The organism is Wenxinia marina DSM 24838 (assembly GCF_000379485.1).
Taxonomy (GTDB): Bacteria; Pseudomonadota; Alphaproteobacteria; order Rhodobacterales; family Rhodobacteraceae; genus Wenxinia; species Wenxinia marina.
In genome coordinates, this window is the sequence record NZ_KB902310.1 from 109,004 (window position 1) to 129,427 (window position 20,424).

Consider the following 20,424-nt stretch of genomic DNA (forward strand, 5'->3'; position numbering starts at 1 on the left):
AAACAAAAGGCAGGCGGATACGGGCGATGCGGGACCTCTACCAGAGCCAGAGAGCGATGCGGAACATGCGGCGCGCCGCGATGCAGCGGGGCGTCGTCGCGATCCTCGACGTCGGCACGTCGAAGATCGCGTGCCTCGTGCTGCGGTTCGACGGGCCCGAGGTCCTGCGCGAGGACGGCGTCGGCGCGATGGCCGGGCAGAGCCAGTTCCGGGTGATCGGCGCGGCGACCACCCGGTCGCGCGGCGTCCGCTTCGGCGAGATCGACGCCATGCAGGAGACCGAGCGCGCGATCCGCACCGCGCTGCAGGCCGCGCAGAAGATGGCGAACGTCCGGGTCGACCACGTGATCGCGTGCCTCTCCGGCGCGCGGCCGCGCAGCTACGGCCTCGACGGGGCGGTGGACGTGGAAGGGCAGGTCGTGACCGACAGCGACATCGGCCGCGTGCTGGCCGCCTGCGACGTGCCGGACTTCGGCGGCGGGCGCGAGGTGCTGCACGCCCAGCCGGTGAACTTCGCCCTCGACCACCGCTCCGGCCTGTCCGACCCGCGGGGCCAGATCGGCAACCGCCTGACGACCGACCTGCACCTGCTGACGGTGGACGAGACGGCGGTGCAGAACCTGCTCTACTGCATCAAGCGCTGCGACCTGGAGCTCGCGGGGCTTGCCTCGTCGGCCTACGTGTCCGGCATCTCGTCCCTCGTGGAGGACGAGCAGGAGCTGGGCGCCGCCTGCATCGACATGGGCGGCGGCGCGACCGGCATCTCGATCTTCATGCGCAAGCACATGATCTTCGCCGACAGCGTGCGGATGGGCGGCGACCACGTCACCGGCGACATCTCGATGGGCCTGCAGGTGCCTCTGGCGGTCGCCGAGCGGATCAAGACCTTCTACGGCGGCGTCGTCGCGACCGGCATGGACGACCGCGAGATGATCGAGATCGGCGCGGATTCCGGCGACTGGGAGAAGGATCGCCGCACCGTCAGCCGGGCCGAGCTTATCGGCATCATGCGCCCGCGAGTGGAGGAGATCCTCGAGGAGGTCCGCGCGCGTCTCGACGCCGCCGGCTTCGAGAGCCTGCCCTCGCAGCAGATCGTGCTGACGGGCGGCGGCTCGCAGATCCCGGGGCTCGACGGACTGGCGAGCCGCATCCTCGGCCAGCAGGTGCGCCTCGGCCGGCCGCTGCGGGTGCAGGGCCTGCCGCAGGCGGCCACCGGCGCCGCGTTCGCGGGGGCGGTGGGGCTGTGCCTCTTCGCCGCGAACCCGCAGGACGAGTGGTGGGACTTCGAGGTGCCGGCGGAGCGGTACCCGTCGCGCTCGCTGCGCCGCGCGGTGCGGTGGTTCCGGGACAACTGGTAGGCGGCAAGGGGTTTCTCGTCAGGGGCTACGATCAGGCCGGGCGGAGCGCCCGGCCGTCGCCCCGGATCGGGCCGAACGCCATCTGAAAAGCACCCGCCCGGAATCAGCCGCGTCAGCGGCCCGGGCAGCGTCTGGCCGCCCCCCGGCCAGACGCTACCTCGCCGCCTGCGAGACGTTCGGGGTTGTCCGGGGGAGGCGAGATAAATCGCACTTACCGTGGCGTCGGAGCGTCTGACCGCGGCCAGACACCGCCCTCCGCTACGTCAAGTTCACGCCCGCTCCGGACTTGTCTCAGGGCCTCGCCCGGCTACGCGCGCCAGCGGTACGAGGCCACGTCTCGGGGCCGGGGCGGGTGTTCCCGTGAAAACCGGTTGCCGTTGTCGCCTCCCGGCATCAGCCGCAGACGCGGCCCAAGCGTTCGCCCGACCCTCCGGCCAGCCCCCGCCATGGGACACGTCGCCCCGGCCGCGGCGCCCCCTCCCGGCGACATCCGGCGCATCCTGCCGCCGCCCCTTCCACCTCCGCGCTGCCCCTGCTAAACCTTATCCACAGACGGGCGACGAACGCCCGCGACGGGGCGAGGCACGGGCAGTGCTGCCACCGAAGACCGAATCGGGACGTGCCGGACCGGCGCGACCGCGTCATGGACCGACCGCCAGCCGGTTTCTACGGCTGGTGGCACGATCCCGTCGCCCCACTATCGGCGGGGTGGCCCCCGAGATCGCGCGAGTCTCGGCGGGGATCTGCCCATATTTTGTGGAAAACTCGTGTTTACTGGATGACGCCGGGGACTGGCGGCAGTAGACTCATCCCATTCAGGCGAGTGAACGCCCGGTGGGACGGGCCAACCAGAGACGAGGCGGACAGCAGATGACTTTGAACCTCTCCCTGCCCGGGCAGGACGATCTCAAGCCCCGGATCACCGTGTTCGGCGTGGGCGGGGCAGGCGGCAACGCCGTCAACAACATGATCGAGAAGCAGCTCGACGGGGTGGAGTTCGTCGTCGCGAACACCGACGCCCAGGCGCTGCAGCAGTCGATGGCCACCAGCCGCATCCAGATGGGCGTGAAGGTGACCGAAGGCCTCGGCGCGGGCGCCCGCGCCTCCGTCGGCGCCGCCGCGGCCGAGGAGTCGATCGAGCAGATCGTCGACCACCTCGCCGGCGCGCACATGTGCTTCATCACCGCCGGCATGGGCGGCGGCACCGGCACCGGCGCCGCCCCGATCATCGCGCAGGCCGCGCGCGAGCTGGGCGTGCTGACCGTCGGCGTGGTGACCAAGCCCTTCCAGTTCGAGGGCGCCAAGCGGATGAAGCAGGCCGAGGACGGCGTCGATGCGCTGCAGAAGGTCGTCGACACGCTCATCATCATCCCGAACCAGAACCTCTTCCGGCTCGCCAACGAGCGCACGACCTTCACCGAGGCGTTCGCGCTGGCCGACGACGTCCTGTACCAGGGCGTGAAGGGCGTGACCGACCTGATGGTCCGTCCGGGCCTCATCAACCTCGACTTCGCGGACGTCCGCGCCGTGATGGACGAGATGGGCAAGGCGATGATGGGCACCGGCGAGGCCGAGGGCGACAACCGCGCCGTCGAGGCCGCCGAGAAGGCGATCGCCAACCCGCTGCTGGACGAGATCAGCCTCGAGGGCGCCAAGGGCGTGCTCATCAACATCACCGGCGGCCACGACCTTACCCTGTTCGAACTGGACGAGGCGGCGAACAAGATCCGCGAGAAGGTGGACCCGGACGCGAACATCATCGTGGGCAGCACCCTCGACGCCGGCATGGAAGGCATGATGCGCGTCAGCGTCGTCGCCACCGGCATCGACGCGGTGAAGAAAACCGACGAGGTGCCGCTGCCCCGCCGCTCGATGGCGCGGCCGCTGCGCGAGACCGTGAGCGTCGAGGACGAGGCGCCCGCCCAGCGCGAGCCCGTCCGCGCCGATCGTCCGGCCCCGGCCGCGCGTCCCGCGCCGCAGCCGGCGCCCCGCGCGGCGGAGCGTCCCGCGCCCCAGCCGGTCGCCCGGATGGAAGAGGTCGAGCCGGAGGAGGAGCCGAACCTGTTCGACGCCAGCCAGTTCTCGGTGGCCGACGGCCATGACGAGTACGCCGGCTTCGATGCCGCCGCGGACGAGGGCGAGGAGGACGGACTTCCGGCCCCCGCCTACCAGCCGCGGGCCGAGGCGCCGATGAGCCACAGCCCCGAGAGCTTCGTCGCGCCCCGCGCGCCGGCCGCCACGGCGCCCGGCCAGCCTTCGCCCGAGGCGCTCGCCCGGCTGCGCGCGGCGACCCAGCGCCAGCCCGAGGCCGCCCCGGCCCGCTCCGAGGCCCCGCGCCCGGCCGCCGGCGCCGGCGCCGGCCAGGGCGAGCCGCGCCCGCGCTTCGGCTTCAACTCCCTGATCGGCCGGATGACCGGCGCCCAGGCCGAGCAGGCCGAGCAGCCGCGCCAGCAGCCGCCGGTCCGGCAGCAGGCCCAGCCGGTCGCCGAGGAGGATCCCGATCAGGAGCGGATCGAGATCCCGGCCTTCCTGCGCCGCCAGGCCAACTGACGGCACAGGTCCGACGCACCGATACAGGGGCCGCCTCCGGGCGGCCCTTTCGCGTTCAGCACCCGCAGCTTGGACTGCGACGGTCGCGTCCCGGATGGCCTGTTACATCCCGTTGCAAAGAGTGAGTTGAGGATCCCGGGCCCGCCTCCTAATTCGCTCCGTGAATTAAAGAGGCGTTGACCATGACGCGACAGACCACCCTCGCGCGCGACATCACGATCACCGGCACCGGCCTGCATTCGGGCCGGCCGGCGCGGTTGCGCCTGCAGCCGGCCCGGGCCGGGCACGGAATCGTCTTTTGCCGCGCCGATCTTGCGCGGGCCGGGCGGCCGGCCGACGTGGCGGCGCTCTGGTCGAACGTCCCCGGCGAGCCGTTGAACACGCGCCTCGCCGGCGCGGACGGCGTCAGCGTCGGCACGATCGAGCACCTGATGGCGGCCCTCGCCGGCACCGGCGTGCACAACGTCCTCGTCGAGATCGACGGGCCCGAGGTGCCGATCCTCGACGGCAGCGCGCGCGGCTTCGTCGGCGCGATCCTCTCCTCCGGGCTGCGCCGTCTCGGGGCCCCGCTCGAGGCGATCGAGGTGCTGCGCCCGGTCGAGGTGCGCAGCGGCGAGGCGGCGGCGCGGCTCGACCCCGCGGCGGGTCTCGTGATCGACTTCACGATCGACTTTCCCGACGCCGCCATCGGCCGCCAGCAGCGGACGCTGGCGATGGGCAACGGCGCCTTCGTGCGGACGTTGTGCGACAGCCGCACCTTCTGCCGCCGCTCGGATGTCGAGGCGATGCAGGCCGCCGGCCTCGGCCTCGGCGGGACGCTGGAGAATGCGGTGGTCGTGGACGGGGCCGACGTGCTGACGCCCGGCGGCCTGCGCCACGCGGACGAGGCGGTCCGGCACAAGATGCTGGACGCGCTCGGCGATCTCGCGACCGCGGGCGCGCCGATCCTGGGACGCTACACCGGCCTGCGCGCCGGCCACGCGATGACGAACGCGCTGCTGCGCGCGCTCTTCGCGGACGCCGCGAACTGGCGCCGGGTCACGGTGGACGAGGTGCAGGCGGCGGAGCTGCCGGGCGTCGGCGTGACCCCGGCCGATCTGCCGGACGTGGCCTGACCTGCACCTTCGGATGACGCCGGCGCGTTCCGGTCACGCTCTCCGGCGGCCGCGCCTTTGGGCATTTTGCACCCCGGCGCCTTGTGCTAGACCGGCCGCGCAAGCGCCATTTCAAGGCGCGGCGCGAGGGACGGGGCAGAGGGAAGGCTCAATGGCAGGCGATCGTCGACCCGCGCTGCGGACCCGGGCTGGCATGGTCCTCGGCCTTGTCGGTGCGCTCCTCCTGACCGGCTGCAACATCTTCGACGCCCGGACGCCCGGCGCGCTCGACACCTATCCGCCGGAAGAGATCTACCAGCGCGGCGAGGTCGAGCTGGAGCGCGGACAGGCCGACGACGCGGCCTACTATTTCGGCGAGATCGAGCGGCTGTACCCCTATTCGGCCTGGGCCAAGCGCGCGCTGATCATGCAGGCCTTCAGCTACCACCGCGACCGCGACTACGAGAACAGCCGCGCCGCCGCGCAGCGCTACCTCGACTTCTACCCGGCCGAGGAGGACGCGGCCTACGCAGCCTACCTTCTCGCGCTCAGCTACTACGACCAGGTCGACGAGATCGGCCGCGACCAGGGGCTGACGTTCCAGGCGCTGCAGGCGCTGCGCTACGTGATCGAGACCTATCCCGACAGCGAGTACGCCCGCTCGGCGATCCTGAAGTTCGACCTCGCCTTCGACCACCTCGCGGCAAAGGAGATGGAGATCGGGCGCTTCTACCTCGCCCGCGGGAACTTCGCCGCGGCGGCGAACCGGTTCCGCGTGGTGGTCGAGGACTTCCAGACCACGACCCACACCGCCGAGGCGCTGCACCGCTTGGTCGAGGCGTACCTTTCGCTGGGGTTGACGAACGAGGCGCAGACGGCCGGCGCGATCCTCGGCTACAACTACCAGTCCACCGAATGGTACCAGTCCAGCTACGCGCTGCTGACCGGGCAGGGGCTGGAGATGCGGGCGGTCGGCGACAACTGGCTGGCGCAGATCTACCGGCAGATGGTCCGCGGGGAGTGGATCTGAGGCGAGACGCCGTGCGGCGCTCGGCCTGACGGCCATCGCCCCGCCCGCCGTCCCCGGCGGCAGGGCGCTGTTTGCCGGGATGTCGGGCAGGAGGCGGCGTTTTCGCCTTTGCTTGGGAAGCGGTTCAGGGGCAGGTGTGCCCTGAACGCGCCTCCTGTCAGCGTGCTGCGAGTCGGCGGAGCGTCAAGGATGAACCGGCTTCGCCGGCGCGCTGACGCGCGTCCTTGACCCTCCGCCGACTCGCGGGCGCGTGGGCGCCGGCGGGGCGGCATTGACGGGGACGGGGCGGGGATTCATGTAAGGCTATGCTGCGGCATCTGGCGATCCGGGACCTTCTGATCATCGACCGGCTGGACCTCGAGGTCCGGCCGGGCCTCAACGTGCTGACCGGCGAGACCGGGGCGGGGAAGTCGATCCTTCTCGAGGCGCTCGGCTTCGTCCTCGGCTGGCGCGGCCGGGCCGAGCTGGTGCGTGCGGGCGCCGCCCAGGGCGAGGTCACGGCGGAGTTCCGGCTGGCGGACGGACATCCCGCGACCGAGGTGCTGGCCGAGGCCGGGATCGCGCTGGAGGAGGGCGAGCTGATCCTGCGGCGCGTGAACGCCGCCGACGGGCGCAAGACCGCGTGGGTGAACGGCGTGCGCGTCTCGGGCGACGTGCTGCGGCAGCTCTCCGAGCGGCTGGTGGAGCTGCACGGGCAGCAGGACGACCGGGGCCTTCTGAATCCGCGGGGACACCGGCTGCTCCTCGACGCGTTCGGCGGGTTGGGGGAGCGGGTGGACGCGGTGCGCCGGGCCTGGCGGGCGCGGCGCGCGGCGGTTGCGGCTCTGGCCGAGGCCGAAGAGGCGCGCGCGGCCCTCGAGGCGGAGGAGGAGTTCCTGCGCCACGCGGCGGGCGAGCTCGGCGACCTCGCACCCGAGGCGGGCGAGGCGGAGCGGCTGGATGCCGAGCGGCGGCTGATGCAGGCGGCAGAGCGAATCCGCGGCGATGTCGGGCGCGCCCATGCGGCGCTGACCGGGGAGGGGGCCGAGGGCCTGATCACCGACGCGATCCGCTGGCTGGACGACGCGGCCGAGGCCGCTGACGGCCGGCTCGACGCGCCGCTGGAGGCGCTGGCGCGGGCGATGGACGCGCTCGGCGAGGCCGAGCAGGGGGTCGCGGACTGCCTGGACGCGCTGGCGGGCGACCCGCGGCGGCTGGAGGCGGTGGAGGAGCGGCTGTTCGCGATCCGGGCGCTGGCGCGCAAGCATGGCGTGGCGCCGGACGAGCTTCCGGCGCTGGCGGCGGACTTCGCCGGGCGGCTGGCGGCGCTCGACGGGGCCGAGGGCGACATCGCGGCGTTGCGCGATGCGGCGCGCGAGGCGGACGCGGCCTACGAGACGGCGGCCGCGGCGCTGACGGAGGCGCGCCGGGCGGCGGGCACGCGCCTGTCGGCGGAGATGGCGGGCGAGCTCGCGCCGCTGAAACTGGAACGGGCGGTGTTCTCGGTCGAGGTGGCCGGGGGCGAACCGGGGCCGGAGGGGCGGGACGACGTCGCCTTCGTCGTTGCGACGAACCCCGGCGCGCCGGCGGGGCCGCTCAACCGCATCGCCTCGGGCGGGGAGCTGAGCCGGTTCCTGCTGGCGCTGAAGGTCTGCCTGACCCGGGACGCCCAGGGGCTGACGCTGATCTTCGACGAGATCGACCGCGGGGTCGGCGGCGCGACCGCCGACGCGGTGGGGCGCCGGCTCACGCGGCTGGCGGCGGATGGCCAGGTCCTCGTCGTCACGCACTCGCCGCAGGTCGCGGCCCGGGCGGCGCATCACTGGCGGGTCGAGAAGGCGAGCGACGGCGCGGCGACGGTGAGCCGGGTGGTCCCGCTCGACGAGAGCGCCCGCATCGACGAGATCGCGCGGATGCTGTCGGGCGACACGGTGACGGAGGCGGCCCGCGGCGCGGCGCGCGAACTGCTGCAGGACGAAGCCGCGGGCTAGGTGTCGGCGCCGGGCGGCGCGGGCGGCCCGGCCGGCTGCGGCGCAGGCGCCTCGCGGCGCGACATTCCCATGACGACCTGCACGCGCAGGTCCGTGCCGAGGATCGTCAGGACGGGTAGTCCGTCGTCGGCGAGCAGAAGGACCGCGGGAGAGCCTTCGGCGTGACCATCTGACCCCACCTCGACCCTCCCGCGCATGGCCGGACGATATCGGCCGCTTATTCTGAAAATGGTCGGCCCTGCGAGCCACTCACCTCCCGCCGGACCTCGATCTATGTGCTCTGTGCCTTTCGGCGATCACCAACCAACGTCTCAATGACTCCGTGGTACGGCGAGTTCCGGCGCCTGTCATACCCCATATGGTCTAATCTGCCCTCGTCCGGGCCGCGCGGTCCGTCAGGAGCGGCGCCAGCACCGCCAGGACGTCGCGCCACTTGAGGAAGAACAGCAGCTGACCCGCGTCGGGCATGACGCGGAAGTCGATCCACGGATAGTCGGCGCGATGCTCGGCCAGCGTCTCGGCCGGGACCTGCGGATCCTGCAGCCCGTTCAGGAACGTCACCGGCAGGCCGCTCTCGCGCAGCTGGTCGATCTCGTCGGTCCAGTCCGTCGTCTCGTGGCTGATCACCTCGCGGGAGAACGCGTCGTGGGCGGAGTGGGTGTCGCTGAGCGAGACGTCCGAGCCGCAGACCATCGCCTCGAACACCTCGGGGATCTCGAAGGTCGCGACGTCCGCCGGGCACTTGCCGTAGACGGCGTGGACGAAGCCGCGCTTGCCGAGGCGCCGGGCCAGCGCGAAGCCGGCCTTGACCATGAACGGCAGGAGGTGCGGCGTGTAGCGGGCGCCGGCGAGGATGAAGCGGTGCCACTTCTCCATCCGCTCGTACTGTTCGGGGCGGGTCAGGGGCAGGACGCCGGCGGCGCAGACCAGCGCCGACACCCGCTCGGGGAAGGCGGCGTGGAACGCGATGGCGAGGAAGCTGTCGCCGCCGAGGGTCAGGATCGGGCAGCTGTCGATCCCGTGGTGGTCCATCAGCCGGGCGAAGTCCTCGCACAGCTGGGTGACGTAAGGCGTGCCGCGGGGGATCGGGTCGGACGCGCCGTAGCCGGCCCGGACCGGAACGACGATCTTGATCCCCCGGGCCGCCGCCTCTGCCTCGGCGGAGGCGGGCCAGCGGACGAGACCGTAGTCCAGCGGGAAGAACAGGATGGGCGTGCCGTCCGGATCGCCGAGGACGAGATGGTCGGAGCGGCGGCCGTCGGGCAGGATCAGGGTCCGGAACGGCCTCGGCTCCAGCGTGCCGGTTCCCCGGCTGGCATGGGTCAGGCGGGCGGCTTCGTCGTCCGAGAAGCGCGCCATCTCCATCGTCGAGAGGGTGAGGCGCACCAGCTCGGTCTGGCTGCGGGTCTCGGTCTTGGCCATGATCGACTTGATCTGCGCCCGGATCGTGGCGACCGAGCGGCCCCGCGCCTCGGCGATCTGCTCGGCGCGGGCGCCCTCGGCCAGGGCGCGCACCACCTCGACCTCGGCCGGGGTCAGGTCGAAGGCGCCGCGCAGGAGGTCCGAGAAGTCGTCGGGCCAGCCGAGCTCGGACGACACGGCGAGGACGAACGGCTCGTCCATCCGCTCGCGCACGATCCGCAGGTGCAGCAGCACGACGCGGCCCTCGGCCGCGCCGCGGGTGCGCATGACGACGGGCGCCGGACTGTTGGCCGCGAACATGCGGCCGATCTGCCGGGCCACGAGGTCGGCCTCGCCCTCGGACAGCGCCAGATCGGCGATCCGCGCCCCGACGGCGACGCCGAAGACGTGACTGGCCGCGGTGTTCACCGCGACGATCGACAGCGCCCGGTCCACGGCGAAGGCCGCCGCGGTCTCGACCCCGCGCACCATGCCGGACGGGCCGTCGCGGGTGCCGTCGGCGATGGCCCGGTCGAGCACCGCGTCGGCGCGCTGGATGTGGCTCTCGAGACGGCGGAGACCGAGGGCGAGCCCCTGGTCGGGCTCCGGCCGGCCATTGGCGGCGACGCGCTGCGGCGCGATCATCGCCTCCCAGTGGTCGAGCAGGGCCTCGTAACGCGTGGGATCGATCGCCACCTCGTAGAGGCGGTCGATCAGATCCTCGGCCGGATCGGTATCGTCGCCGCCCGGGCGGGCGGGCCGGTCTGCTACGGTCATCGGCGCCCCCCTTGGCAGCCGCTGGTTTGACCATCCGGTCAAAACCTTCCGCAACGTTAATCCCGTTGGCCCGCGAGATCCACCCTGACGCGAGCTGCCGGTCGCGCCGGCCGCGCCTTCCGGGCGGGAGCCGCATCTCCTATCAGGGGCGGAAAGAGTGCGGATGAGGGGAGGCATGCGGCAGAGGATCAACAGGGCGGCGCGGACCGGCTGGGCGCTGATGCTCACCCGCGGGCCGAGCCAGGCGCAGTTCTGGGTGCTGGCGCTTCTCCTCGGGATCGGGGCGGGCGGGGCGGCGGTGCTGTTCCGGCTGGGAATCAGCTGGCTGCAGGCGACGATCTACGGCACGCCGGACATCCTGACGCTGCACACCTTCGCCGCCTCGCTCGCCTGGTACTGGATCGTGCTCATCCCCGTCGCGGGCGGGCTGACGGTCGGTCTTCTGGTGCATCACCTGACGCCCGACGGGCGTGTGCGGTCGGTGCAGGAGGTCATCGAGGGCGCCTCTCTCTACGACGGGCGGGTGGAGCGCCGGGCCGGCCTCGTCTCGGCCTTCGCGTCGCTGATCACGCTGTCCACGGGCGGCTCCTCGGGCCGCGAGGGGCCGGTCGTGCACCTCGCGGCTATTCTCTCCTCCTACGTCGCCGTCTTCATCCGGGCGAGCGGGGTGACGGGGCGCGAACTGCTGGGCTGCGCGGTCGCCGCCGCCGTCTCGGCGAGCTTCAACGCGCCACTCGCCGGGGCGCTGTTCGCGCTGGAGGTGGTGCTGCGGCACTACGCGGTCCACGCCTTCGCGCCGATCGCGATCGCCAGCGTGGCGGGCGCAGTGATCAGCCGGCTGACCTTTGGCGACGTGCAGGAGTTCGACCTGCCGGTGCAGTCGGCCCTCGGATTCTACGTCGAGCTGCCGGCCTTCCTGATCCTCGGCCTCATCTGCGGCGCCGTCGCGGTCGTCTTCATGCGCGCAATCTTCTGGGTGGACGACCTCGGCTCGTCGCTGCAGGCGCGCCTTCGGCTGCCCGGCTGGCTGCGGCCGACGGTGGCAGGCCTGCTGCTCGGCCTCATCGCGACGCAGTTCCCGCACGTGATCGGGGTCGGCTACGAGACCACGAACCGGGCGCTGGCGGCGGAGTACGGGTTCCTCTTGGCCGTCGTCTTCGTCGCGGTGAAGGTGGCCGCTGTCGCGATCACGATAGGCGGGCGGATGGGCGGCGGCGTCTTCTCGCCCTCGCTGATGGTGGGGGCGCTGACCGGCCTCGCCTTCGGCTCGGTCGCGACGGCGATCTTTCCGGACGTGTCGGGGGAAGGATCGCTCTACGCGCTGTCCGGCCTCGGCGCGGTCTCGGCCTCGGTCCTCGGGGCCCCGATCTCGACCACGCTGATCGTGTTCGAACTGACGGGGGACTGGCAGGCGGCGGTGGCGGTGATGGCGGCGGTCTCGACGTCGGTCGCGGTCTCGACCCGGCTGGTCCACCGCTCGTTCTTCCTCACCTCGCTGGAGCGGCGGGGCATTCACCTCGCCGCCGGGCCGCAGGCCTGGCTCCTTGGCACGCTGAAGGTGGAGGAGGAGATGCGCAGGACCGAACATCCCCGCGCCGCGCCGACGGATGCCTGCAGCAAGCTCGTGGCGGACGGCACCTACCTGCGGCTCGGCGCCACGCTCGAGGCCGCCATGCCGCTGTTCGAGGCGACGGGGGCGCCGTTCATCCCGGTCGTCCGGTTCCCCGGTGGCGACACCCCGCCCGAGCTGCTGGGCGCGCTGTTCCAGACCGACGCGCTGAAGGCGCTGAACGAGGCGCTGGTGGAGATGGCCGAGGAGGAGCATGCGTGACGGGATCCAGGATTCCCGCGACACCCGCCCCGGGCCTGACCCGGGGCCTCGCCGAAGCCGAGCGCCGGGACGTGCGAGGCCCCGGGTCGAGCCCGGGGCGGGCGGATAAGGGCGCGCGGGCGGTCTGCTGAGTCTGGGGTAAGCCCCGCGAAGAGCGCATCAGGGGGCGCGGTCGGTCCGGGCATCGCTTGCGCCGCACCAAGTGCGTCCCTGCGACCGCCGGGGGCGCTGCCCCCGGACCCCCGGGATATTCGTGGCTCGATGAGAGGGAGAGACGTGGTCCCGGGCGCGGCTGTCCGTCCGCGGCCCGGCCGGCAGCCTCGCGGGGACGGCGGGGTCGGGCGATCCCGACTTGCGTCACAAGCGCTCTGCGGAAAAGCTTCGGCCACCCCGGCCCACACGGAGTGTCCCATGCGCCTCCTCCTCGCCCTCGCCGCGATCTGCCTCGCCACCGCCGCCTCCGCCGAGCGGAGCGATTCGCTGCGGCGCCTGCTGGATCAGGTGCCGCAGACCCTGATCGGTGGCCTGGACGGTCCGGTGATGCTGGAATTCGGCAGCCTGCGGGGCGGCGTCGTGGGCGTCTCGCGGGCGCAGACGAGCATGATGTCGGAGCCGGAAGGGCCGGTCTTCCGCTCGATCCCGCCGACCTTCGCCCAGACGATCATGCTGGGGCTGGACGGCGGCTGGCGGCGGTCCGTCGGCTTCAATCCGAACGAGGCGGAGGCGATCCTCGCGATTTCGGCCCCGCCCTTCGGCGGCGCGGTGTTCGACGTGACGCCGATGGCCGCCGTACGCGTCCCGGTCGCGCTGACGTCCGCCGGCTACGAGGTCGACGGCGCGCTGTTCGTGCGCGGCGGCGAGGACGGTTCCATCGACATCGAGAACCGCGATCCGGCCGATCCGCTGGGCGGGATGCTTGGCCGGGCGAGCCGGGTGGCGCTGGTCGGCGACTTGATGGTGTGGTCCACCACCCGGGACGGCGCGACCGCGCTCGCGACGGCGGCGTCCGACGGGTCGGTCGCGGCGCGGCCCGACGTCGCGGCGCTGCTGGCCGCGCTCGATGCGCCCGAGGCGGGCCAGGGCACCCTCGTCCGTGCCCTCGTCTTCGCGGACGGGACCGAGCTGATGCCGGGCTCCGGCCTCGCCGGCCCGGTGTTCGTCGCCGACCTCAGCGACGGCCGGACCGAGACGGCGCTGGTCCTCTACGTCGTCGAGACCGCGCAGGCCGCCAAGGAGCGGGCGCAGGTGATGGAGACGGCCTGGGGCGAGGCGACCTCGTTCGTCACCCGCCGCCCGTGGGCGGAGATGCTGCCGGAGGCGCAGGTGCAGGGCATCGCCTTCGCCGGAACCGGCGCGCCGGTGGTCGGCCTCAGGATCGACACCCCGACGCCGGAGGGCGGGGTGGAGATGAACCTCGGCTACCAGCGCCTGCTGTCGTCCATCTTCGCCCGCGACATGACCTGGCTCGGCGTCGAGCTGCCGCCCGATCCGGCGTCGGTCCTGCTGCAGGGCGACGAGTGACGCCCCCGCGGCGTCAGACCTCCTCGACCGTCACCTTCCCGGGGTAGAAGGCGATGTGGCCGGCGATCTGCTCCATCCCCGCCTTCGGCGTCTCGTAGGACCACGCCGCGTCGCGGATCGTTTCGGCCTCGGCCACGATGTTGAAGTAGCTCGCCTCGCCCTTGTAGGGGCAGGTGGAGCGGGTGGGCGAGGGGTCGAGGAACGCCATCGCCAGGTCCTCGCGCGGGAAGTAGATGACCGGCGGGTAATCGCCCTCGGTCAGTTCCAGCGCGCGGGCGCTCTCGCCGAGGACCGCGCCGCCGGCGCGGACGACCCAGGGGCGCGGGGCGGGCCGGATCTTGATGTGGTCGGCCATGACAGTCTCCTCCGGACGGGGGCGAGGCGCCGGCGCGCGGCGCTCGCCTTGCGGGAATTGCAGAACCCTTTCGGGAAGGGGCCGCGGGTCAGATCGGCGCGCAGGCCGCCTCCAGCCATGCGCGCGGCCCGGCGTCGAGGCGCGGCCCGATGCGCGAGAGTGTATCGGCGTGGTAGGCGTTGATCCAGTCCCTCTCCGGACCGGTCAGGAGGTCCGGGAGGATCAGCCGCCTGTCGAAGGGCACGTAGGTCAGCGTCTCGAAGGCGAGCCACGGCCGGTCGTCCTGCTCGGGCAGGGGCGGGGCGTCCTCGACCACGATCAGGTTCTCGATCCGGATGCCCCAGGCGCCCTCGCGGTAGTAGCCCGGCTCGTTCGACAGGATCATCCCCGGCTCCAGCGGTACGTTGGAGCGCCGCGACAGGCCCTGCGGCCCTTCGTGGACCGACAGGTAGGCACCGACGCCGTGCCCGGTGCCGTGGTCGTAGTCCTTGCCGTCCAGCCACAGGGCATAGCGGGCGAGGACGTCGAGGTGCGCGCCGGCGACGCCCTTCGGGAAGCGCGCGCGCGAGATCGCGACCATGCCCTTCAGGACCAGCGTGTACGCCTCCGCCGCGCCGGCGGGCGCGTCGCCGATGGTGACGGTGCGGGTGATGTCGGTGGTGCCGTCTATGTACTGCCCGCCCGAATCGACCAGCAGCAGCTCGCCCGGCGAGACGGCGCGGTCCGACGCCTCGGTCACCCGGTAATGCACGATGGCGCCATGGGGGCCCGAGCCGCAGATCGTCTCGAACGAGATGTCGAGAAGCGCGTTGGTCGCGCGGCGAAAGCCCTCCAGCGCCTCCACCACCGCGATCTCGGTCAGCTCGCCCTTCGGCGCCTCCTCGTCCAGCCAGGCGAGGAAGTTCACCATCGCCACCGCGTCGCGCTGCTGCGCGGCGCGGGCGCCGTCCAGCTCGGCGCCGGTCTTGCGGGCCTTGGGCAGGCGGCAGGGGTCGTCGCCGTGGGCGATCTCGACCTCGGCCGCCGTGAGGGCCTCCGCCACCGCGACGGGGCAGCTCTTGGGGTCGATCCGGGTGGGGCCGTCGAGGCTGGCCACCGCGGCGAGAAGACCGTCCTCGGGCAGCACCGCCACGTCGGGGCCGAGGTGATCGGCCACGGCGTCGGCCTTGCCGTGACCCGCGAAAAGCTGGCACGTGCCGTCGTCCATCACGATGGCGAAGGCGTGGGGCACCGGATTGCGCACCGTGTCGGTGCCGCGGATGTTCAGCAGCCACGCGATGGAATCGGGCAGCGTCAGGATCGCGGCGCGCTGTTGCGCCTCCTTCAGCTCGGCCGCGACCGAGCGGCGCTTGTCCGCCGCGCTGCGGCCTGCAAGGTCGTCCGGGTAGGCGGTGAAGGCGCCGGACGGCGGCGCGGGGCGGTCGTCCCAGACGCGGTCCACGAGGTTGGGCGACTCCGTCACGACGATCCCGGCGGGCCGCAGGGCGGCGCGCAGGCGGTCGATCTCCTCCACCGTATGGAGCCAGGGGTCGAACGCCACGGTCGCGCCCCGCGGCAGCCGCTCCTTCAGCCAGTCGGCGAGCTGGGTCTCGGGCCAGTTCACCGGGGAGAAGACCGGGTCCGCCTGGGACCGGACCTGCACCCGGTAGCGGCCGTCGACGAACAACCCCGCTTCCTCTGCCAGCACGGCGCAGAAGCCGGCGGAGCCGGTGAAGCCGGTCAGCCAGGCCAGCCGCTCGTCCGCGGGGGCGACATACTCGCCCTGGTGGGCGTCGGCGCGGGGAACGAGAAAGGCGGCGACGCCCTCCTCCTTCATCTCGTCCCGCAGCGCGGCCAGCCGCGCGGGCCCCTGCTCGGGAGTGCTGGTGACGGCGAAGGTCTGGAACATGGCGCGGCTCCCTTTCCTGGCCGGGCGGACGATGCGGCAGCGGCGGCGGAAAGGCCAGAGCGGTCGGTCGCCGCCGGCGGCCCCGGCGCAAGGCCCGCGCCCGCCAGCCGCGATTTCAGCCTGATCCCCGGGGCTGCCGCCCCTTCACCCTCTCATCGAGCCATAAATATCCCACGGGGGTCCGGGGGTGTGAAACCCCCGGCGCTCTCGGCCGGGACCGCCGTCACGCCACCCGCTTCATACCCAGCACCCGCGCCCGCTTGCGCGGGTCGGTGTCGAACAGCGAGGCGAGCTGTTCGGTCATCGCGCCGGCCAGCTGCTCGACGTCGGTGATCGTCACCGCGCGCTGGTAGTAGCGGGTCACGTCGTGGCCGATGCCGATGGCGATCAGCTCCACCGCGCGTCGCCTCTCCACCATGGCGATCACGTCGCGCAGGTGCTTTTCCAGGTAGTTGGCGGGGTTCACCGACAGGGTGGAATCGTCCACCGGGGCGCCGTCCGAGATCACCATCAGGACCTTGCGCACCTCGGGGCGGGAGAGCATCCGCTTGTGCGCCCATTCCAGCGCCTCGCCGTCGATGTTCTCCTTCAGCAGCCCCTCCTTCATCATCAGGCCGAGGTTCTCGCGCGTGCGCCGCCAGGGCGCGTCGGCGGACTTGTAGACGATGTGGCGCAGGTCGTTCAGGCGGCCGGGCGCGGCGGGGCGGCCCTCGGCCAGCCACTTCTCGCGGCTCATCCCGCCCTTCCAGGCGCGGGTGGTGAAGCCGAGGATCTCGACCTTGACGTCGCACCGCTCCAGCGTCCGGGCCAGCACGTCGGCGCAGATCGCGGCGATGCTGATGGGGCGGCCGCGCATCGAGCCCGAATTGTCGAGGAGGAGGGTGACGACGGTGTCGCGGAACTCGGTGTCCTTCTCGACCTTGAAGCTCAGCGGCGTCGTCGGGTTCGCCACCACGCGGGCGAGACGGCCGGCGTCGAGCGTGCCTTCCTCGAGGTCGAACTCCCAGGAGCGGTTCTGCTGCGCCTGCAGGCGGCGCTGCAGCTTGTTGGCGAGGCGCCCGACGGCGCCCTTCAGCGGCTCCAGCTGCTGGTCTAGGTAGGCGCGCAGCCGCTCCAGCTCGGCCGGCTCGGCGAGGTCCTCGGCGCCGACCTCCTCGTCGTAGTCGGTGAGGAAGACCTTGTAGTCGGGGTCCGCCTCGCTGACCGGGGCGGGGGGCGGGGGCTCCAGCGGGGCCTCGCCCTCGGGCATCTCCTGCTCCTCGGCGTCCTCGGCGTCGGCCATCTCGTCCATCGAGACCTGGGCCTGCGTGTCGTCCTGGGTCTCGTCCTGGGACTGCTCGGGCGAGCCTTCGGCCTCTTCGGTGTCGCTGTCGTCCTCGCCGGTGGAGTCCTGATCCTCCTCGTCCTCGGTTCCCTCGGCCTGGTCCTCGTCGTCGTCGTCGAAGCTGTCGGGATCGTCGCCCAGCTGGTCGCCGTAGCCGAGGTCGCGGATCACGTCGCGGGCGAAGCGGGCGAAGTCCTTCTGGTCGGACAGGCGGTCCGCGAGGTTGTCCAGCCGGTCGCCGGCCTGATCCTCGATGAACCCGCGCCACAGCTGCATCACGTTGTCGGCGCCGGGCGGCATCTCGCGGCCCGTGGCGAGGTGGCGGAACAGGTAGCCGGCGGCGACCGACAGGGGCGCGTCCGACGCCTCGCGAATTTGGTCGTAGCCCTTGCGCCGCGCCTCGGTCCCGATACGCGCGTCGATGTTGCCCGCGGTGCCCGGCATCCGCTCGGCCCCCAGCGCCTCGATCCGGGCCGTCTCCATCGCCTCGTAGAGGTCGCGGGCCATCTGGCCCTGCGGCAGGTAGCGGCTGTGAACCCCGGCATCGTGGTAGCGGTGCCGCAGCGCGAAGCTGTCGGCGGTGCCGCGGGCGAGCAGCACCTCGTCGCGGGTCATCCGGCGGCTGACCTGCGGCAGGCGGATCGTGTCGGGCGACTGGCCGGGCGGGTCGACGGAGAAGCTGACCGTCAGGTCGGGATCGTCGGCGAGGACCTTGGTCGCCTCGGCGAGCGCCTTCTTGAACGGATCGGCCGGATTGTCGGGCGGTTTGCTCATGGTCCCGACATCGGTCATGGGCGCCGTTTTGGCAAGGGCGGGCAGGGGGCCGGGCGCGCGCGCCTCACGCCGTTCTGTGCGCCAATGCGGAAACCATGCGCGGGAGCGCGGCTTTTCTCTCTCGAACCGGATGCGATCTATGCCGTGAGACCAGACACAAGGAGCCCCCCCAATGCCCGACAAGGTGAACCTCGCCCTCGTCATCTCTTCCACCCGTGAGACCCGCTTCGCCGACAAGCCGGCGGCCTGGGTGCACGAGGTCGCGGCCGAGCGGTCCGACCTCACGCTGAAGACGCTGGACCTGCGCGACTTCGACCTGCCGTTCTTCAACGAGAAGGCGTCGAACCTGTGGATGCCGTCCGAGGATCCGCGCGCGGTCCGCTGGCAGGAGGCGGTGGAGCCGTTCGACGGCTACGTCTTCCTGACCGCCGAGTACAACCACTCGATCACCGGCGCCCTGAAGAACGCGCTGGATCAGGCGTACAGGCAGTGGGTGCGCAAGCCGTTCGGCATCGTCGGCTACGGCGGCGTCGGCGCGGCCCGCGCGGCCGAGCACCTGCGCGGCATCGGGGTGGAGCTGCAGATGGCGCCGATCCGGCACGCGGTCCACATCGGTGGCGGCGAGTTCGGCAAGGTGAGCCCGCTGGGGCAGAACCTGCCGATGTCCGAGATCGACGGCATCCTCCGGCCGAGCGCGACGGCGATGTTCGACGACCTCGTCTGGTGGGCCCGCGCGCTGCGCGAGGCGCGGAGCGAGACCCTGGCCCAGGCGGCCTGACGTTCAGTATTCGTTGACGATTGCCCGCTAGCCTGCCTCCCGTATCAACAAGCGGGGGCAGGTCATGCGGCGAGGGTTGCGATGGGCCGGTCCGGCGACGCTGATCGCCGGACCGGCCGTCGCCCAGATCGAGGTCGGCGGGCGCATGGCCCTGCAGGGCGACGCACTGCGCGAGATCACCGTCGCGCTCCTGATCGGTCTGGCGCTCCTCTTCGTCAGCGGGGCGGGGGCGATCCTTGCGGCGCGCCTGCGGATCCGCCGGCGTGAAAAGCGCTTCCCCTGCAGCCTGTCGGTCCGGACGGAGCCGCCTTTCGGCGACCGGGTGCGGATCATCGACCTGTCCCGCCGCGGGGCCCGACTGCGGATCGTCCCGCCGCCCGTGCCGGGAACGAAGGTCAGGATCATCTGGCAGGACCTTCGGCTCGACACGACGGTCGTCTGGTCGGGCGAGGTCTTCGCCGGCGTCCGCCTGCACCGCACGCTGCCCGCCGCCGCGATGCGCCGGATGCTCGCGGCGGGACCCGTGCGGCACGCCGCGCCCGGCATGGTGACGAGGCCCGAGATGCAGGCCTGACGACGTCGCGACGGTACGAGCGGCGCGCCGGGCGCCTTCCCTGCACCGCCCCTGCCGGTCGCCGCGATCCGCCGGACGCCCGCTGCGGAACCCGTGCGGCATTACGCGGCCGGCATGGCGGCAAGGCGCGGAATGCAGGTCTGACTAAATCGCGTTGGTACGAGGGGCTGGCCGGGCGCCTACTTCATTGCCATCGAGGCGGCGCTCTCCGGCAGTTCCTCTGCGAAGCAGCGCTGGTAGAACTCCGCCACCGTCTGCCGCTCCAGCTCGTCGCACTTGTTCAGGAACGACAGGCGGAACGCGTAGCCGACCGAGCGGAAGATCTCGGCGTTCTGGGCCCAGTTGATGACCGTCCGGGGGCTCATCACCGTGGAGAGGTCGCCGTTCATGAAGGCGGTCCGGGTCAGGTCGGCGACCGTCACCATCTGGCCGATCTGACGGCGGCCCTTCTCGGTGTTGTAGTGCGGGTTCTTGGCCAGCACGATCGCCGTCTCGGCGTCGTGGGACAGGTAGTTCAGCGTCGCGACGAGGGACCAGCGGTCCATCTGCGCCTGGTTGATCTGCTGGACGCCGTGATAGAGCCCCGTCGTGTCGCCGAGGCCGACGGTGTTCGACGTCGCGAACAGCCGGAAGTACGGGTTCGGCGTGATGATCTCGTTCTGGTCGAGCAGGGTCAGCTTGCCGTCATGCTCCAGCACCCGCTGGATCACGAACATCACGTCGGCGCGGCCGGCGTCGTATTCGTCGAACACGATGGCAACCGGGTTGCGCAGCGCCCAGGGCAGGATGCCCTCGTGGAACTCGGTCACCTGCTTGCCGTCGCGCAGCTTGATCGCGTCCTTCCCGATCAGGTCGATCCGGCTGATGTGGCTGTCGAGGTTGACGCGCACGCAGGGCCAGTTCAGCCGGGCCGCGACCTGCTCGATGTGGGTCGACTTGCCGGTGCCGTGATAGCCCTGGATCATCACGCGGCGGTTGTGGGAGAACCCGGCCAGGATGGCGAGCGTGGTGTCGGGGTCGAACTTGTAGGTCGCGTCGATCTCGGGCACCCGGTCCGAGCGGTCGGCGAAGGCGCGGACGTGCATGTCGGTCTCGATCCCGAACACGTCGCGGACCGAAACCTCCTCGGTCGGGCGGGTCCCTGTCTCGATGCTGCCGTCGGCCATGGCTCGTCCTCATCCGATTGCCGCGCCCTCTTG

The 20,424-nt window shown here is 72.1% G+C and carries 15 protein-coding genes; 9 read left to right on the forward strand and 6 right to left on the reverse strand.

The genetic code is table 11. The annotated features are described in order from the left end of the window. The first annotated feature begins 26 nt into the window (after positions 1–26). The 5 genes from ftsA to recN all read left to right on the forward strand — a co-directional run bounded on the left by ftsA (position 27) and on the right by recN (position 8,002). The gene (gene ftsA / locus A37W_RS0115275) at positions 27–1,358 is read left to right on the forward strand and encodes a cell division protein FtsA (RefSeq protein WP_018303908.1); all 1,332 of its coding nucleotides are present in this window, start codon (positions 27–29) and stop codon (positions 1,356–1,358) included. Between the two features lie 870 nt (positions 1,359–2,228). After that, positions 2,229–3,908, forward strand: coding sequence for a cell division protein FtsZ (gene ftsZ, locus A37W_RS0115280; protein ID WP_018303909.1), 1,680 nt, complete (start codon positions 2,229–2,231; stop codon positions 3,906–3,908). A gap of 182 nt (positions 3,909–4,090) precedes the next feature. Continuing rightward, the gene (lpxC, locus tag A37W_RS0115285; RefSeq protein ID WP_018303910.1) at positions 4,091–5,023 is read left to right on the forward strand and encodes a UDP-3-O-acyl-N-acetylglucosamine deacetylase; all 933 of its coding nucleotides are present in this window, start codon (positions 4,091–4,093) and stop codon (positions 5,021–5,023) included. Between the two features lie 193 nt (positions 5,024–5,216). Further along, complete coding sequence (locus A37W_RS0115290; protein ID WP_018303911.1) at positions 5,217–6,032, forward strand: outer membrane protein assembly factor BamD; 816 nt, start codon at positions 5,217–5,219, stop codon at positions 6,030–6,032. 305 nt (positions 6,033–6,337) lie between these two features. Next, a complete protein-coding gene (gene recN, locus A37W_RS0115295) occupies positions 6,338–8,002 on the forward strand; it encodes a DNA repair protein RecN (RefSeq protein ID WP_018303912.1) in 1,665 nt (554 codons plus the stop codon). Here the strand turns inward: recN and A37W_RS0115300 are convergent. After that, the gene (locus A37W_RS0115300; protein WP_047772330.1) at positions 7,999–8,199 is read right to left on the reverse strand and encodes a hypothetical protein; all 201 of its coding nucleotides are present in this window, start codon (positions 8,197–8,199) and stop codon (positions 7,999–8,001) included. The genes recN and A37W_RS0115300 overlap by 4 nt on opposite strands. A gap of 166 nt (positions 8,200–8,365) precedes the next feature. Then, entirely contained in the window at positions 8,366–10,180 is a 1,815-nt protein-coding gene (locus tag A37W_RS22180; protein ID WP_018303914.1) for a bifunctional helix-turn-helix transcriptional regulator/alpha/beta hydrolase, read from the reverse strand. A gap of 175 nt (positions 10,181–10,355) precedes the next feature. Here A37W_RS22180 and A37W_RS0115310 point away from each other — a divergent pair, with 175 nt between their 5' ends. Both A37W_RS0115310 and A37W_RS0115315 read left to right on the forward strand, forming a co-directional pair. After that, positions 10,356–12,011, forward strand: a complete 1,656-nt coding sequence (locus tag A37W_RS0115310) for a chloride channel protein (protein WP_018303915.1) — start codon at positions 10,356–10,358, stop codon at positions 12,009–12,011. 411 nt (positions 12,012–12,422) lie between these two features. Beyond that, on the forward strand, positions 12,423–13,532 hold the full coding sequence (locus tag A37W_RS0115315; RefSeq protein WP_018303916.1) for a hypothetical protein: 1,110 nt from the start codon (positions 12,423–12,425) through the stop codon (positions 13,530–13,532). Positions 13,533–13,545: 13 nt separating this feature from the next. Here the strand turns inward: A37W_RS0115315 and A37W_RS0115320 are convergent, their stop codons facing one another. The 3 genes from A37W_RS0115320 to cobT form a co-directional block, all read right to left on the reverse strand. After that, positions 13,546–13,887, reverse strand: coding sequence for a DUF427 domain-containing protein (locus tag A37W_RS0115320; protein ID WP_018303917.1), 342 nt, complete (start codon positions 13,885–13,887; stop codon positions 13,546–13,548). A gap of 88 nt (positions 13,888–13,975) precedes the next feature. After that, a complete protein-coding gene (locus A37W_RS0115325) occupies positions 13,976–15,775 on the reverse strand; it encodes an aminopeptidase P family protein (protein WP_018303918.1) in 1,800 nt (599 codons plus the stop codon). 223 nt (positions 15,776–15,998) lie between these two features. Next, complete coding sequence (cobT, locus tag A37W_RS0115330; protein WP_026198539.1) at positions 15,999–17,873, reverse strand: cobaltochelatase subunit CobT; 1,875 nt, start codon at positions 17,871–17,873, stop codon at positions 15,999–16,001. A 172-nt stretch (positions 17,874–18,045) separates the two neighbouring features. Between cobT and A37W_RS0115335 the strand changes: the two genes are divergently transcribed. Together A37W_RS0115335 and A37W_RS0115340 are read left to right on the forward strand one after the other, a co-directional pair. Beyond that, positions 18,046–18,651 (forward strand): NADPH-dependent FMN reductase, encoded by a 606-nt coding sequence (locus A37W_RS0115335; RefSeq protein ID WP_018303920.1) that lies wholly within the window; start codon positions 18,046–18,048, stop codon positions 18,649–18,651. Between the two features lie 76 nt (positions 18,652–18,727). Continuing rightward, on the forward strand, positions 18,728–19,225 hold the full coding sequence (locus A37W_RS0115340) for a PilZ domain-containing protein (protein WP_018303921.1): 498 nt from the start codon (positions 18,728–18,730) through the stop codon (positions 19,223–19,225). Between the two features lie 179 nt (positions 19,226–19,404). Here the strand turns inward: A37W_RS0115340 and cobS are convergent, their stop codons facing one another. Continuing rightward, positions 19,405–20,391, reverse strand: coding sequence for a cobaltochelatase subunit CobS (gene cobS, locus A37W_RS0115345; RefSeq protein WP_018303922.1), 987 nt, complete (start codon positions 20,389–20,391; stop codon positions 19,405–19,407). Positions 20,392–20,424 lie beyond the last annotated feature (33 nt).